We start from the raw sequence: 14,350 nt of genomic DNA on the forward strand, positions 1-14,350 counted from the left end.
AACACCATCCGCGACTGCAACTCGTGCCGGACACGCACCAGATCCAGAACCTCACCCTTGAGGCCCTCACCATCCAGTTGCCATGCTTCCCGACTGTCCATGCCGAAAGTTTAATCGAACAAAGTTTCGAACACAAGAGGTTGTTGATCGAAAATTGCTGCTATCAAATCGATTTCGACAATTCGGACATTCGGGTATAGGGGGTCGTCGACGTAGTCCACGTGCGCCGACGAGTGCGAGCGCCACCATCAACCCGGAGCGCAACAGCATCACGTCGGAATTGTCTGAGCCCCAGCACATTGTGTAATCGGCGTCGATCATGTTGCCGCCTGTCCCCGGCAAGCGTATGGGTCCAGTCGAGCACCAGGCCCAGGAGTGTCATCGCCAGCGTGATGGGAACGAAGACCACCAGGACCCGCAAGAAATACCCTCGAACACGGCCGGTGGATTCGCGAAGATCGACGAGTAGTGGAAGCGCCGGACACGACGGACACCGATTTGTTACTCATCGGTCTGGTGTCGAGTGCGCATCTGCAGTCCCGAGTCAGAACCAATCTTCAGCGCTTCCGGCGGCCGAACAATACGCCGACAGCCGAGATCATGATCAGCGCCACAAGAACGACGACGATGTACGACCTGTCCGCGGCCGGTGCCACGGTTTCGCTTTCTTTGGTCACTGCATCAGTGAATGTACAGCTTATGCCTGGAGGGAACCATCCCCAGAAGTCTGTAATTCCTGCCGCTACCCTCTCCGCCCGGCCGGGAAGGAGATAATTGAATCGTGATGGGATTCCATAGTGATCAATGCACCAGCTGGGCTGATGTTGGAGGCGCAAAGAAAATGCGTCCAACAAATAGACCAAGGTTAGTGCGATCAGCGATATTGCTAAAGACGCTTGGCTTGCTCGTAATAATCGAATCTTCACGACTCGCCCGCAACAGTCACGTCATCATGAGGTGACGATGGTATTGGTTGCTGCGATCCACCGAATCCGGCCGTGCTCAAAATTGACCTGTCGACTTTGGGAGTCGCCGAACTCTCCTGACATCGGTAGTTCAAATCGACCATCCTCGCAGCCCTGCCTCCCATAGTCAGCAAAGATAGCACCGTGGACACTTTCTCCGTGCCGAGAAACAATCGATCGTGAGATCGGGGAAGTGGTTACTGCTAGTCCGCGACAAACAGCTCGCTATTCTCATCGAATGGATCAGGCAGTGTCGAACTCGCAGGCAACGAGAAGGTCCGGTGCTCTTCGTTGGGTTGGTTTGGTAAACGCACTTATCGCAGCGTCGGCGTCGGCGATGTATGTCGCAGCGAAATGCCATCTCACCTGGCCCGAACCTGGGGATAGTGCACTCTCGATCGCCGGTGCGATCGTTCTCTGGGTCCTCACCGCGACCGTTGCAATCGTGCTGCTCGGAGTGTGCTGGTGGCAGCGACGCCGATGGTTGTGGTCCGTTGTCGCTGTTCCGGTTCTCGTGGTGATCGCGCTCGGGATCGCGGCCGCGGGGCAGCCACATTTCGATCAGTATCGGGCAGACTTCGAAACCGTTGCACAGCAACTACTTCAAGAACCTGACGATCCCTATTCCGATGGGTATCATCGTGATCTACGAATCGGCAGATTCGATATCTCCTATGCCAACGTCAGCAGTGAAGGCCACGTCTATTTCTATGACGCACGAGATGGATTGGACATCTTGGACAATCCAGGCTGGGTGTACGCACCCGATGGCGTGTCCGACAAGACCTTCAATCAGCTCCAGTTGGAAGACATCGGGGGCGGATGGTACCGATTCCCTCATCTTGTCGTTGACAGCTATTGAAACTCAAACCACCCGACCAGCATTCCGGAGGCGAAGGGAAGTAGGAGTACGAAAAGCGTCGTGAAGGTCAAGGCGGTGTCGGTGCGGCAACTGCCACCTCCGTCGTACCAGCGTGAGCAGATGTCCCCGAAGTCCCAACTCTCGCCGAACGCTGAACGAACCAACCTGAAAACGCGGCTGTCAGGATCAGGAGGAATATCACCGCCGCTGGCCGCCCGATCTGCCCTCGGCATTGCCGCCAGGTCGCGCACATCATCGGCAAATACAGCTCGGTGAAGTGCGGATGCGTCTCATGATGAAATAATATTGTTCGTCTGATGATCCGCACGGATTCCGAAAGCCGATACCCCGGACTTGCTCCGAGGTATCGGCCTGAGGTCAGAGGCAGAAGAAACTGAGCGAACTGATTGCCGCGTTCTGCTCGAGTTGGCCTGCGTCTCCGACGTTGCCGGCGGCGACTGACAGATCTTGAAGGGAGAGAATAGCGTCCATTGTCATTTCCTTTGTTGATCGGCGTTCTTGCCGATGGATTTGATCGATCGAGTTTGCTTGCGGTGTTGATTTAATTCCAGGTTTTTCGCCTGGTACTTCTGTGCTCCAATCTGCCGTGGGTGATAACTTCCGAACAATTAGGCGATGTGGCAGTTCGACGCGCACATCAGTGGAAACGACTGTCGGGCAGTTGCCGATCCGGTATGTCGGAGCGACGCCAGTATTCCTGCAGATCCGGTTGCCCAGTCTGTCGAGAGTCTCAGGTTCAGTTCACCTGGAAAGTGCAGTCCTCCTGCGTGCTTGAGGCTGTGTAAGCCCAGAAGCTGGAACTGCTGGGCAAGCGTCTGCTCACAATCGGCGCCGGCATATGGACTCTTGGAGAGTTCGCCGAGAAAGAGAATCAGCCCGGCTCGCCCGTTGAGTAGTCCGGCTTGGGCAGTGAATTCGACGGCGGCAGCGCGGGCTATGGCAAGTAGCGCAGACGCGTAGCGCGGCTCGTCGACATGTCGAACAAGTTGAAGAAGTACCAGGCCCACGCCGACGGATCCCGATCCGAGGTACGGCATTGTGCGGCGCTCTTCTCTCAGCTGCATCGAACCGTCAGGGCACATCCGCATCACGGACAGATCGATGTCGACAAGCTGTCGCGCGTGTTCCAGCGATCGAGGATCGCCGGTCCGTTCGTAGTGGCGAGTCCAGAACAGCGCTTGCCCGCTCGGTCCTCTCATCAAGCCTCCGCGACCCGTTGTCGCCCAAGATGTTCCGTCGGTGAAGCGGACGTGTGCGCGAGCAGCCGGAAGGCGATCCCGCAGAGTTTCGGTGACGAGAGCGAGAGTTGACGATGCCGCCGGACATGACTCCGATTCCTCGAGTAGAAGGCACCCGATTCCGGAAAGGCCGCCGAAGAGGCTGGAGTCGAGATCGTCGAGTGGGGCTCGACGCAAAGTCTCGGCCCACCTGTCGGCAGTCGAGTGTCGTCCTAGTTGCCGAAAGGTATGCACCGCACCTGCGAGCCCGTCGAAGAAACCGAACCGTGGTTGCGTATCCGAATCAACTTGATGTTCAGTCCATTCCAGAACTTTCTCCAAGGTGTCGGTGGGAAGATCATCGGCGAGTAGGTTTCCGCACGAGCCGTGAGCAATGCCGTAACCGTTCACTTCGAACTGGGCGATGTCACCGGGAAAGAGTCGATCAGCGCGGGAGAGATCAAGTGTGGTGAGGATGCCACAGCGCAATCGAGCGTCCATACGTTGCAAGGTTTCCCTCGACGACGTGTCCCAACGATGCGGGTGATCCTCCGGTTCCGGCGGCTGTGCGTCGAGCATCGAATAGAGCGAGGCACAGAAGGCACGAGGAAGATCGAATCGAGACACCGCGTAGCCGATGAGTTCGGGAATCTTGTTGCGATCGAGGGGGAGCAATGTAGTAAGTGGAACAAAGAGTCCCAGCTCGATGCATCCCAAGGAGTATCGATCTGCCTCGATTCCTGTCAACTGTTGCGGTGCGGTGTACCCGGGAGCCCCGGTGGACCGGGGCGGTTGCTCGTCGATGCTGTGGGCCATCTCGAAATCGATGATCCGAATACCCGACGGTGAGCACATCACGTTGCCGGGGTGAAGATCGGCATGAACGATTCCGGCGTTGTGGAAGCTCTCGACTGCGGTAGTCAGCTGTTGTGCAATACCGAGCGCCCAGGTTCTGTATTCCGTTCGGGAGCTGAGTGTCTGATCCGCGCGTATCAGCGGATAGCGGAGCGCAATCTCCTGATTCAGGGGAGCGCCGGGAGCGCGCTCGGTGACAAGAAAGTGGTGTCCTTCGCGCTCGAACAAGTTGAGCGCGGAAGGTGAGTACGGGTTGTCGGCAAGGTGAGTCAGCGTGTCGTACTCGTTGCGGATGCGGTCGATTGCGTACCGGCCGTTGGCGTCCGGGGCGGTGAAGGGTCGACCCTCTTTGATGACCAGATTGATGCCGGCGTCGTCCAGCGCTGAGTAGATCCCCCCGCTGTTGCTGAAGTGCAGGGCTTCAGTGATCGAATAGGGGAAGGCGTCGCGTGATTTCAGCTTGTCTTGCTGCGCGCGAACGAAGTCCGGGATTTGTACCCAGTCTGGAGTTCTGAAGGAAGTGCCGCGCAGATCGGGTTCGAGCGATCCGTCAGGGCGCCGTATTGCCGGGACGCGATCGCCGAATGAATCGTTGGTGTGCATGGGCAGGTACGCGCCGTACCGTAAGTACAGTGGTCCCCGGTTCCATCGCACATCGCTGAGGATGTATGGCCCGTCGGCAGCCGTGACAAGCTCGTCCAGTTCGGTGATGACACGTTGTGTGGCAACGCTATCCGCCGGATAGATCGTGATGAATTTTCCGCTGGATGTTCGATTGGCCTGCTTGCTGTTGGAGAACATGAGGTCTGCTGCCGTCCGAAGAAATTTGAAAGGCACCAGATTGTGGCCGCAATACGCGGAGACGGTATCGAGCAGCTCCTGCGCATTGGCTTGGGTAGCGGAGCAGTGAATCTTCCATCCCTGTTCTGGCAGCACGCTGTCAGGCGGTTGGAAGTAGTTCCACGGTCCGCTTTGGGGACCGCGTCGCCAGAGTGACCAGTCCACCGACTTTGCAGGCTTAAAGTGCTGGTCAGTCGGTGCGTCAGGTCGAGTGGCCGTTCTGATTCGGTCGTAGAAATGCGAGTCGGCACGTGTGAATGCAACGTATCGCAGGTCCACGCTCTACCTCCGGGTCAGTCCCCCTGCGGTTTGTCATCGATTGGTGCCACGCCCCGAATCCCCTGTGGCTTGGATTGCTTGTGGCGGAAGGTTATCCGATTCCGGACATTTCGGGCGAAGATTGAAAACCTATCATTCGAAAGTACTAATGAAGGGCGTTGGTCAGGGGTTCCTGATCGTTCAACTTTTTTTGTCCGTCCATATTTGCTTCGAGTTCGGTAGCCCTCTCTTGACGGACGGTCCGACTCGGTGGTAATTGTTTAGCGAGCGCTAAGTCAGGATGCTCCCACGATCTCGGTCCGGCATCCGGTGCCACGAACTCGGGTGCCGGACCGCCCCAGCAATGCACGTCCTCGAAGGGAACGAAGATGACCAAGGCAGTGATCGTCGATGTAGTCCGGATCGCGTCCGGCAAGGGAAAGCCGGGTGGAGCACTGTCCGGGACGCACCCTGTCGAACTGATGGCCCACGTTCTGCGTTCCATCACCTCGCGAAACGGCCTCGACCCCGCCCTGGTGGACGACGTGATCGGCGGTTGCGTCGGCCAGGCCGGTGAGCAGGCGCTCAACATCACCCGCAGCGCGGTCCTGTCGGCAGGGTTCCCCGAGTCGGTACCCGCCACCACGATCGATCGCCAGTGCGGATCAAGTCAGCAAGCTGCGCACTTTGCGGCGCAGGGCGTGATCGCCGGGGCCTACGACATCGTGATCGCGGCAGGCGTCGAATCCATGAGTCGTGTCCCGATGGGTACCACGACGATGGGGAAGGATGCTTCCGGTCCGGGCATCGCGGCTCGCTACCCCGAAGGCCTGGTCAACCAGGGAATCTCTGCAGAATTGATCGCCGCCAAGTGGAAGCTTGACCGCGACGCTCTCGACGCATTCTCCGCGCAGTCCCACCAGCGGGCAGCAGAGGCAGCGGCGAAGGGGCTCTTCGACAAGGAGATTCTGCCGATCTCGGTGACCAACGCCGCCGGTGAGACCGTCTCGCATACCGTCGACGAGACGGTTCGCGCGTCTACTACCGCCGAGGGACTCGCCGGCTTGAAGCCGTCGTTCTACTCGGAGAAGTACGCGCAGCGCTTCCCCGAAGCGCAGTGGTCGATCACTCCCGGTAACTCGTCGCCGCTCACCGATGGCGCGTCCGCAGCACTGATCATGAGCGAAGAAATGGCGTCGAAGCTGGGGCTGACCCCGCGAGCTCGTTTCCATTCCTTCTCCGTTGCGGGCGACGACCCGATCTTCATGCTCACCGCACCCATCCCAGCCACCCACAAGGTGCTCGCTCGCGCGGGTTTGAGCATCGACGACATCGACACCTACGAGGTCAACGAGGCCTTCGCTCCCGTTCCACTCGCCTGGGCTCACGAGTTCGGCGCCGATCCGGCAAAGCTCAACCCGTGGGGCGGCGCGATTGCACTCGGCCATGCGCTGGGGTCCTCGGGTACTCGACTGTTGACCACGATGGTCAACCACCTCGAGGCCACCGGCGGACGCTACGGTTTGCAGACCATGTGCGAGGGCGCCGGCATGGCCAACGCCACCATCATCGAACGCATCTGAAACACATAACCTTTCGAAAGGAACTCTCATGATCGTCAACGACAGCGTCGCCGTCGTCACCGGTGGAGCATCCGGCCTCGGCCTGGCTACGACCAAAGCCCTTCTTGCCGACGGTGCCAGCGTCGTCATCATCGACCTTCCGTCGTCCAACGGTGAAGCCATCGCCAAGGAACTTGGCGACCGGGTCCGCTTCGCGGCTGCAGACGTCACCGACGAGGCTGCGGTCACCGCTGCACTCGACGTGGCCGAGTCCCTCGGACCCCTGCGCGTGGCAGTCAACTGCGCCGGAATCGGCAACGCAGTCAAGACGGTCAGCAAGAAGGGTGCTTTCCCGCTCGACGCATTCAAGAAGGTCATCGACGTCAACCTGATCGGCACCTTCAACGTTCTTCGTCTTGCTGCGGAACGTATTTCGAAGACCGAACCCATCGACGGTGAACGCGGCGTCATCATCAACACCGCCTCCGTCGCAGCCTATGACGGTCAGATCGGGCAGGCTGCGTACTCCGCGTCGAAGGGTGGCGTCGTCGGTATGACGCTCCCCATCGCCCGTGACCTCGCGTCGCTGCTGATCCGCGTCAACACCATCGCTCCCGGCCTGTTCAAGACCCCGTTGCTGGCCGGACTGCCTGAAGCAGCTCAGGCGTCGCTGGGTCAGCAGGTGCCTCACCCCTCTCGCCTGGGCGATCCCAGCGAGTACGGCGCGCTTGCTGCGCATATCGTCTCCAACCCTATGCTCAACGGTGAGACGATCCGCCTCGACGGTGCAATCCGTATGGCACCGCGGTAATTTCGGCTATTCATGACTGGCGAGGTGGAGCCCGTGAATTCGGTGGCAGTGGACTGGAGGACTTTCCCGCCGCTGGTGATGACCGACATCCTGATGGCTTCGCTCGAGCTGTTCGATGAGAACGGTTACCACGGCACGACGGTGCGGCAGATTGCCAACCGTGTCGGGGTAACCGTTCCCGCGCTCTACTATCACCACGCGAACAAAGAGGCAGTCCTCGTCGCTCTGTTCGAGATCTCGATGAGTGAGCTGAATACCAGAACCGAAGCGGCAGAGGTGGAAGCCGGCGAAGATCCGGTACGACGCTTCGCCTTGGTGGTGGAGGCGATTGTTCTCTACATGACCCACCGGTCGCGGCATGCTGCGTTGGACACCGAGATTCGGCATGTCTCACCGGAAAGCCGAAGTCGATACGCCGCGAGTCGTAAGCGGCTCGAGTTGCTCATGCGCAGGATCGTCGACGACGGTGTGGCATCGGGAGATTTCGCGGTCACCGACACCGAAGAGACCGTCCGGGCCATACTCGGTATGGCGCAGTCACTGCCGCGTTGGTTCCAGACCGGCGGGCCGATGTCGCCGACGCAATTGGCGCAGAAGTACGTCGACATCGCTTTTCACACGGTCGGTTATCGTCCGTAAAGTGCATTGCTCGTTAAACGAAGGTGGGCAACGGAGTGAAAACCTGTTGCCCACCTTCAGTATTCATACTTCAGCATTCACTCCGTGTCAGAGGCGAGTGACTTCGAGTCCGCCTTCGTGGTAGTCGGCCCTCAGGCGCTTCTTGTCGAACTTGCCGACGCTCGTCTTCGGAACTTCCTGAACCACAGCCCAGTTCTCGGGGAGCTGCCACTTGGCGACCTTGTCCGAAAGATATTGCTGGAGTTCGGACATCGTGGTCTCGGATCCGGCGCGCAGAACAACCGCGACCAACGGGCGCTCGTCCCACTTCTCGTCCGGCACGCCGATGACGGCAGCTTCGGTGACGTCAGGGTGACCCATGACGGCGTTCTCGAGGTCGACCGATGAGATCCATTCGCCGCCGGACTTGATGATGTCCTTGGAGCGGTCTGACAGGCTCAGGAAGCCGTCGGCCGTGATGGATCCGACGTCACCGGTCTTGAGCCAGCCGTCGTTGAACTTGTCTTCCGCATCGACGCCGTAATACGACCCGGTGATCCAGGGGCCGCGCACTTCGAGCTCGCCGACGGAAACGCCGTCGTGTGCAACAACTTTGCCGTCGTCGTCGATGAGACGTGCCTCGACGGATGCCGGGAAGCGGCCCTGAGAGTAGCGGTACTTCCACATCGCGTCGCCGGTGACACCGGCCGGCGGGCGGGCAACGGATCCGAGTGGGGAGGTTTCGGTCATGCCCCAGGCGTGCAGGACGGAGACGTTGTGGTCGGCTTCGAATGCGTGCATGAGGGCAGGCGGTACCGCGGAGCCGCCGATCAGAACCTCACGCATCGAGGAGATGTCCTGTGGGTTCTGCTCGAGGTAGAGGTGCAGGCCCTGCCAGATGGTGGGTACGGCCGCGGCGAACGTCGGCTTCTCGCTGGCGATGATCGCAGCCAACGGAGCAGGCTGGAGGAAGCGATCGGGCATGATCAGCGAGGCGCCGATCATGAACGCGGCGTAGGGAAGTCCCCACGACATGGCGTGGAACTGAGGCACTACGGCGAGTGCACGATCGCCCTGCGCGAGGTTGGGGCCGTCGCTCATGCAGACCTGCATGGAGTGCAGGTAGATCGAACGGTGGGAGTAGACGACACCCTTGGGGTCGCCCGTGGTGCCGGACGTGTAACACATTGCGGCAGCACTGAGTTCGTCGACCTCGGGCCAGTCGAACTCGGTTGGCTGATCGGCGATCAAGCCCTCGTATGTGTGAACCTGCACGCCCTCGGGAGCTTCGAGTCCCGCAGTGGAGGAACCGGTGACGATGATGTGCTTGACGGTTGTCAGCGACGGAAGCTGCGGAGAGAGAAGCGGAATCAGGGACGGATCGACGATGATCACGCGGTCCTCGGCGTGATTGGCGACGTGGATCAACTGCTCGGGGAACAGGCGAATGTTCAGCGTGTGGAGCACAGCACCCATCGAGGGGATCGTCAGGTACGCCTCGAGGTGCTCGGAGTTGTTCCACATGAACGTGGCGACTCGCTCGTCACCCTCGACACCGAGTCCGCGCAGGGCGTGCGCAAGCTGTGCGCAGCGCTTGCCGACGTCTGCGTATGACACACGGCGCGGGCCGGACTCGGTCCACGTGACAACCTCGGAAGCGCCGTGAACGGAGGCACCGTGGCGGAGAAGTTGAGCAATGGAGAGGGGGGCGTCTTGCATGGTGCTCAGCATGGGCTGCTCCTGTGTGGTGTGTGAGACCGGTGCTTTTGCCCACGGGCCCTCACAAACGATGTGCTGTGGCTGCCAGATTAGTCACAGCTGCGAAGTGCTCGCTAGTGACCCACTGCACTAGCGAAAAACCACGCTATGAGTAGCGCTCCCGGATCGACCACTCCGCGAGCGGCTTCGCCCACATAACTTGCACGTCCGCGGTTCGCGAGCATGGTTTCGGTCGACTCCGCGCCGGCCGCCGCCGCTGCCGCTGCGCTGGCCAGAGCAGCGTCCCGATCGGCTCCCGAGTTCACGGATTGCTCCAACGACTCGACCGCCGGAACTATCGCGTCGACCATCGTCTTGTCGCCGACGCGTGCGCCGCCGAGCGAGGTGATGTTGTCGAGCCCCGCCCGTGCTGCAGTCGCGATCGCGCCGAGGTCGAGTTCGGAGTCTCCCGAGTCTGCGGCGACGCGGAAGAAATGCCGGAACCAGATGCCGAACAACGCGCCGGACGTACCGCCGGCGTGACCGAGGTACGCCTGGGAGACTGCATCGAATATCGTTGCAGTGGAATAGGTGTCACGGATCGCCGAGATATCGAGCTGATCCAGTGCGGCCACCATGTTGGTCCCGAAGTCGCCGTCTCCTGCTCGTCGGTCGAGATCGGTCAGGGCAGGTTCCTGCTCCAGTACCTTCGCGGCCCAGTCCGCAATCCAGCCGCCGACGAAGCTGCTTTCGGCAGTGCGTGAGGTGTCGGGTGTGAATGTGGGACCGAATGATTCACGCTTGCCCATGCCGCTGTACTCACGTGCCATAGCATTCGGCCAGGCGGGCGCTTTTGTTGGCGCGTCCCATAATTCGAGGATTTCTTTGTTTGTGCGAACAAGGGTGATGGATGCTCCGGCCATGTTCAATGCAGTGACGAACGTTCCGATCAGCGTCCGCTCGATGTGAATTCCCTGGTCGGCCAGATAATCTCCGAGTTCGGCGAACAGTAGTTGCAGCTCCATTGGGTGGGTGGCTCCCAGCCCGTTGACGACTGCAATGACGTGATCACCTTCGGCGAGACTCAGGGACTCGATGATCGGATCCGTCAGCCGTCGCACCAATTCCGGTGCGGGCAGGGCGTCCACGCGTTCTGTGCCGCGTTCGCCGTGGATGCCGATACCGAGTTCCATCTGCCCCTCCGGCAGGTCGAACGACGGCTCGTCAGACCCCGGCAAGGTGCATGGGCGAAGAGCGACGGCCATGCTGCGAGCCGAGTGCGCGACGTGTTGTCCGATCCGGGTCACCTCGGCCAGGTCGTCACCGCGGGCGGCCGACGCGCCGCAGACCTTCTCCACCACGATCGTTGCCGCAGTGCCGCGTCGCCCCGGGCCGCTACCGTCTGCGCGTTCGGTCGCGACGTCGTCGTCGACCAAGACGACGTCCGTGTCGATCTTGTCCTCGCGGAGTAGTTCCCGTGCGATACCGAAATTCATCACGTCGCCGGTGTAGTTCTTCACGATGTGCAGGACGCCGCCACCGGCGTCGGCAGCTTTGGATCCTTCATGGATCTGCAGTGCGTTGGGTGAGCTGAAGATCAACCCGGGACAGACGGCCGTGAGCATTCCTTCGCCGATGAATCCGGCGTGCATGGGTTCGTGACCCGAGCCGCCGCCGGAGACGAGCGCGACTCGCCCGCGTGGAAGGGGCTGTGCACGAGTGAGGTATCCGGGATCGGGGTTCCACGCGATGTCGTCGGTGGATGCGATCAACCCGCGGAGTGCGTCGGGAACAAATGTCTTTGCGCTGCGCATGAACATCACTTCAGAGTAGGTCTAACGTCGACTTCGGGCACGGATCGTGATCGACGAGAGGTGGACGGCGTGAAATTGGGGTTGGTACTTGCCGGTGGCGGCGTTGCGGGAATCGCCTGGGAAACCGGTTTTCTGTTGGGCGTTCAGGACAAATCGCCGGACGCTGCCGCAGCGCTGCTGGCAGCGGACGTATTGATCGGCACTTCTGCAGGTTCCACCGTGACTGCTCAGATTGCGGGCGGCGCGACCCTTCAGGAGCTTTTCGACGCACAAACGGCCGCTGCGACCGGTGAGATCGATCCGGAGGTAGATGTCGAGGTCCTCGGTCAGATGTTCGTCGACGCGATCGCGGGCTCCGCGGATCGGTCCGAACAACTTCGTGCGCTCGGCGAGGCAGCGATGGCCGCCGACACCGTCGAACCCGCCGTGCGTCGTGCGGTCATCGAGGCAAGGCTGCCCAATCGGTTGTGGCCCGAGCGGGTGTTGCGCATCCCGGCGATCAACGCACAGACCGGTGAGTTGAGGGTGTTCGGCAGTGCTGACGGCGTAGACCTGATCGACGCAGTTGGAGCGAGTTGCGCCGTACCAGGGGTGTGGCCGGTGGTCACGATCGACGGCGACCGGTACATGGACGGCGGAATGGCAAGTGGCTCGAATGTTCATTTGGCTGCCGACTGCGATGTGGTCGTGGTTCTTTCACCTGCTGCCGATCCCGCCCCGAATCTGCTTGGCGGCAGCCTACGAGAGGAAATCGACGCGATGACGCAGTCACGGGTACTGGCGATCTTCGCCGACGACGCCGTCGTGGAAGCGATCGGAACCAACTCTCTCTCGCCGGCGACAAGGCGCCCGGCAGCTGAACTCGGACGCGAACAGGGTCGCCGAACAGCTGACGAGATCGCTGCGTTTCTGGTGACGGCATGAGCGCCGCACGGATTGCCGTGGTCCTGCGCCCGGAGCAATCCCCGGAAGATCTGGTTCGGCATGCGGGGTATGCCGACGAAGTCGGTATCGACGAGGTCTGGCTGTGGGAGGACTGCTTCTTCGGCGGAGGAATAGCCACTGCTGCAACTGTATTGGCCGAAACCACGCGCCTGGGAGTAGCGATCGGTGTGCTGCCGACGCCGATGCGCAACACCGCGATCACGGCGATGGAGATTTCGGCGCTGGCCAGAGTTCATCCGGATCGACTGCGGGTTGGCTTCGGCCACGGTGTTCAGAGCTGGATGCGACAGATCGGCGCCAAGGTCGAATCGCCGTTGACCCTCCTCCGAGAGCAGTTCGGAGCAGTCGAGCGGTTACTGCGCGGTGAGTCGGTGACGGTATCCGGCCGATACGTGAATCTCACGGACGTCAAGCTGGCGTGGCCGCCCGAGAAGGTGCCGCAGTTGCTCGTCGGTGCCACGGGGCCAAAGACTTTGGCGCTCAGTGGTGAGTTGGCGCAGGGCACCGTGCTCTCGGGTGGGACGACCCCGGAAGGCGTTCGCCGGGCGATCGCTCATATCGGAGCGCAGGATCTCGAGGTGGTCGTTTACGTCATCTGTGCATTTGGTTCCAGCGGTCGTGAGCGCGCCCTTGCCGAGGCCGCAGCGTCAGGGTGCGAATCGCCTGCGGAAGCGATTGCCGTGGGGACCGCGGCCGACGTTGCGGCAGCAGCAGTGCGATGGGTGGACGCGGGTGCAACCACCGTGGTACTCCAACCGACCGTTGACGAGCCGGACGTCCGTGAGTTCATTCGCCTTGTCGCGCAGGAGGTTCAACCGCTGATGGTGTAGCTCAGGCGGCTAGTCGGGACAGAACCTCGTCGATGTCGGCAGTGCTCACGTCTCGATGTGTCACGAACCGAACCTTCCCGGCGACGGTGACCGCACCGACGTCGACGGCGGCGAGCTGAGCAACGGTGGCCGACGGATCGGCTGTGGCGGCGAGAACGATGTTGGTTGCAGGTTCGTCGACAGCCCAACCGCGTTCACGAAGGCCCGACGCCAGGCGTTGCGCATTGTCGTGATCGTCGGACAGGCGAGCTTGTGAGCGAAGCGCGACGATGCCGGCTGCGGCAAGCACCCCGCCCTGACGAACGCCGCCGCCGAGCATCTTGCGGATCCTTCGGGCTTCGGTGATCAATTCAGGTGATGCGGCCAGAATCGAGCCGACCGGCGCACCGAGTCCCTTGCTCAGGCACACCTGGACGGTATCGGCGCCGGAAGTCAGTTCGGTGGGCGAAACATCGAGTGCAGCAGCGGCATTCCAGAGGCGGGCGCCGTCGAGATGAATCTTCAAGCCGCGTGATCTCGCCCCGTCGACCAGTTTCGTCCACTCCGTCGGATTCATGACGGCGCCGCCGGCGAAATTGTGGGTGTTCTCGAGACAGAGCAGCGTGGTGTTCAACGTGAAGTACGGGCCGGGGGAGCCCGCCGCCTTCACGACGGTCTCGGGACTGGGACGTCCGGGTCCGCCGTCCTGCGGCAGCGCCATCGGCATTCCCTGTGCGAGCCAAGCAGCGGTGCCCAACTCTGACCCCAAGACGTGAGAGTGTTCCGGTGCGAGGAACTGATCGCCGCGGCGAAGGTGCAGCATCAGCGCAATCAGGTTGCCCATCGATCCGCTCGGTACCCACAAGGCCGCCGGAAAGCCCAGAGTATGTGCGACCTCTTCCTCGAGCGCCGCCATGGTCGGGTCGTGATCGAGGACGTCGTCACCGACCTCGGCGTCAGCCATCGCCTTCCGCATCTCCGCATCAGGCTTGGTGACGGTGTCCGAGCGTAGGTCGATGTACGACGAAGTCATGGCTCATTCGATCAAGCCGCGTGTTCCGGCGTCAAACCGCGG

10 protein-coding genes are annotated in these 14,350 nt (G+C 61.2%); 6 read left to right on the forward strand and 4 right to left on the reverse strand.

Features of this window, described 5'->3' with window-relative positions; genetic code table 11:
- The first annotated feature begins 1,203 nt into the window (after window positions 1–1,203).
- The gene (locus QMA15_RS16805) at window positions 1,204–1,827 is read left to right on the forward strand and encodes a hypothetical protein (protein WP_080910316.1); all 624 of its coding nucleotides are present in this window, start codon (window positions 1,204–1,206) and stop codon (window positions 1,825–1,827) included.
- Between the two features lie 629 nt (window positions 1,828–2,456).
- Here the strand turns inward: QMA15_RS16805 and lanKC are convergent.
- Window positions 2,457–5,039, reverse strand: a complete 2,583-nt coding sequence (gene lanKC, locus QMA15_RS16810; RefSeq protein WP_279163440.1) for a class III lanthionine synthetase LanKC — start codon at window positions 5,037–5,039, stop codon at window positions 2,457–2,459.
- Between the two features lie 368 nt (window positions 5,040–5,407).
- Between lanKC and QMA15_RS16815 the strand changes: the two genes are divergently transcribed.
- Genes QMA15_RS16815 through QMA15_RS16825 form a run of 3 tightly spaced genes read left to right on the forward strand, consistent with a single transcriptional unit; the run spans window position 5,408 to window position 8,030 of the window.
- Window positions 5,408–6,601: an acetyl-CoA C-acyltransferase gene (locus QMA15_RS16815; RefSeq protein WP_019745830.1), complete on the forward strand. Its 1,194-nt coding sequence runs from the start codon at window positions 5,408–5,410 to the stop codon at window positions 6,599–6,601.
- 28 nt (window positions 6,602–6,629) lie between these two features.
- A complete protein-coding gene (locus tag QMA15_RS16820; protein WP_003942978.1) occupies window positions 6,630–7,391 on the forward strand; it encodes a 3-hydroxyacyl-CoA dehydrogenase in 762 nt (253 codons plus the stop codon).
- A 12-nt stretch (window positions 7,392–7,403) separates the two neighbouring features.
- The gene (locus QMA15_RS16825) at window positions 7,404–8,030 is read left to right on the forward strand and encodes a TetR/AcrR family transcriptional regulator (protein WP_029256551.1); all 627 of its coding nucleotides are present in this window, start codon (window positions 7,404–7,406) and stop codon (window positions 8,028–8,030) included.
- An 87-nt stretch (window positions 8,031–8,117) separates the two neighbouring features.
- Here QMA15_RS16825 and QMA15_RS16830 read toward each other — a convergent pair whose 3' ends face one another.
- Both QMA15_RS16830 and QMA15_RS16835 read right to left on the reverse strand, forming a co-directional pair.
- Window positions 8,118–9,740, reverse strand: a complete 1,623-nt coding sequence (locus tag QMA15_RS16830) for a long-chain fatty acid--CoA ligase (RefSeq protein ID WP_019745828.1) — start codon at window positions 9,738–9,740, stop codon at window positions 8,118–8,120.
- A gap of 101 nt (window positions 9,741–9,841) precedes the next feature.
- The gene (locus tag QMA15_RS16835; RefSeq protein ID WP_279163441.1) at window positions 9,842–11,527 is read right to left on the reverse strand and encodes a dihydroxyacetone kinase family protein; all 1,686 of its coding nucleotides are present in this window, start codon (window positions 11,525–11,527) and stop codon (window positions 9,842–9,844) included.
- Between the two features lie 54 nt (window positions 11,528–11,581).
- Here QMA15_RS16835 and QMA15_RS16840 point away from each other — a divergent pair, with 54 nt between their 5' ends.
- Window positions 11,582–12,445: a patatin-like phospholipase family protein gene (locus QMA15_RS16840; RefSeq protein ID WP_279163442.1), complete on the forward strand. Its 864-nt coding sequence runs from the start codon at window positions 11,582–11,584 to the stop codon at window positions 12,443–12,445.
- Window positions 12,442–13,296, forward strand: coding sequence for an LLM class flavin-dependent oxidoreductase (locus tag QMA15_RS16845; RefSeq protein WP_279163443.1), 855 nt, complete (start codon window positions 12,442–12,444; stop codon window positions 13,294–13,296). Before QMA15_RS16840 ends, QMA15_RS16845 begins: the two co-directional genes overlap by 4 nt.
- 1 nt (window position 13,297) lies before the next feature.
- Here QMA15_RS16845 and QMA15_RS16850 read toward each other — a convergent pair whose 3' ends face one another.
- Entirely contained in the window at window positions 13,298–14,308 is a 1,011-nt protein-coding gene (locus QMA15_RS16850) for a GntG family PLP-dependent aldolase (RefSeq protein WP_290285511.1), read from the reverse strand.
- Between the last annotated feature and the right edge of the window lie 42 nt (window positions 14,309–14,350).

The organism is Rhodococcus sp. APC 3903 (assembly GCF_030407755.1).
Lineage (GTDB): Bacteria > Actinomycetota > Actinomycetes > Mycobacteriales > Mycobacteriaceae > Rhodococcus_F > Rhodococcus_F erythropolis.

Coding starts and splice junctions, on each gene's coding strand:
- QMA15_RS16805 (WP_080910316.1), top strand. CDS start 1,204: ATGGATCAGGCAGTGTCGAACTCGCAGGCAACGAGAAGGTCCGGTGCT.
- QMA15_RS16815 (WP_019745830.1), top strand. CDS start 5,408: ATGACCAAGGCAGTGATCGTCGATGTAGTCCGGATCGCGTCCGGCAAG.
- QMA15_RS16820 (WP_003942978.1), top strand. CDS start 6,630: ATGATCGTCAACGACAGCGTCGCCGTCGTCACCGGTGGAGCATCCGGC.
- QMA15_RS16825 (WP_029256551.1), top strand. CDS start 7,404: ATGACTGGCGAGGTGGAGCCCGTGAATTCGGTGGCAGTGGACTGGAGG.
- QMA15_RS16830 (WP_019745828.1), bottom strand. CDS start 9,740: ATGCTGAGCACCATGCAAGACGCCCCCCTCTCCATTGCTCAACTTCTC.
- QMA15_RS16835 (WP_279163441.1), bottom strand. CDS start 11,527: ATGTTCATGCGCAGCGCAAAGACATTTGTTCCCGACGCACTCCGCGGG.
- QMA15_RS16845 (WP_279163443.1), top strand. CDS start 12,442: ATGAGCGCCGCACGGATTGCCGTGGTCCTGCGCCCGGAGCAATCCCCG.
- QMA15_RS16850 (WP_290285511.1), bottom strand. CDS start 14,308: ATGACTTCGTCGTACATCGACCTACGCTCGGACACCGTCACCAAGCCT.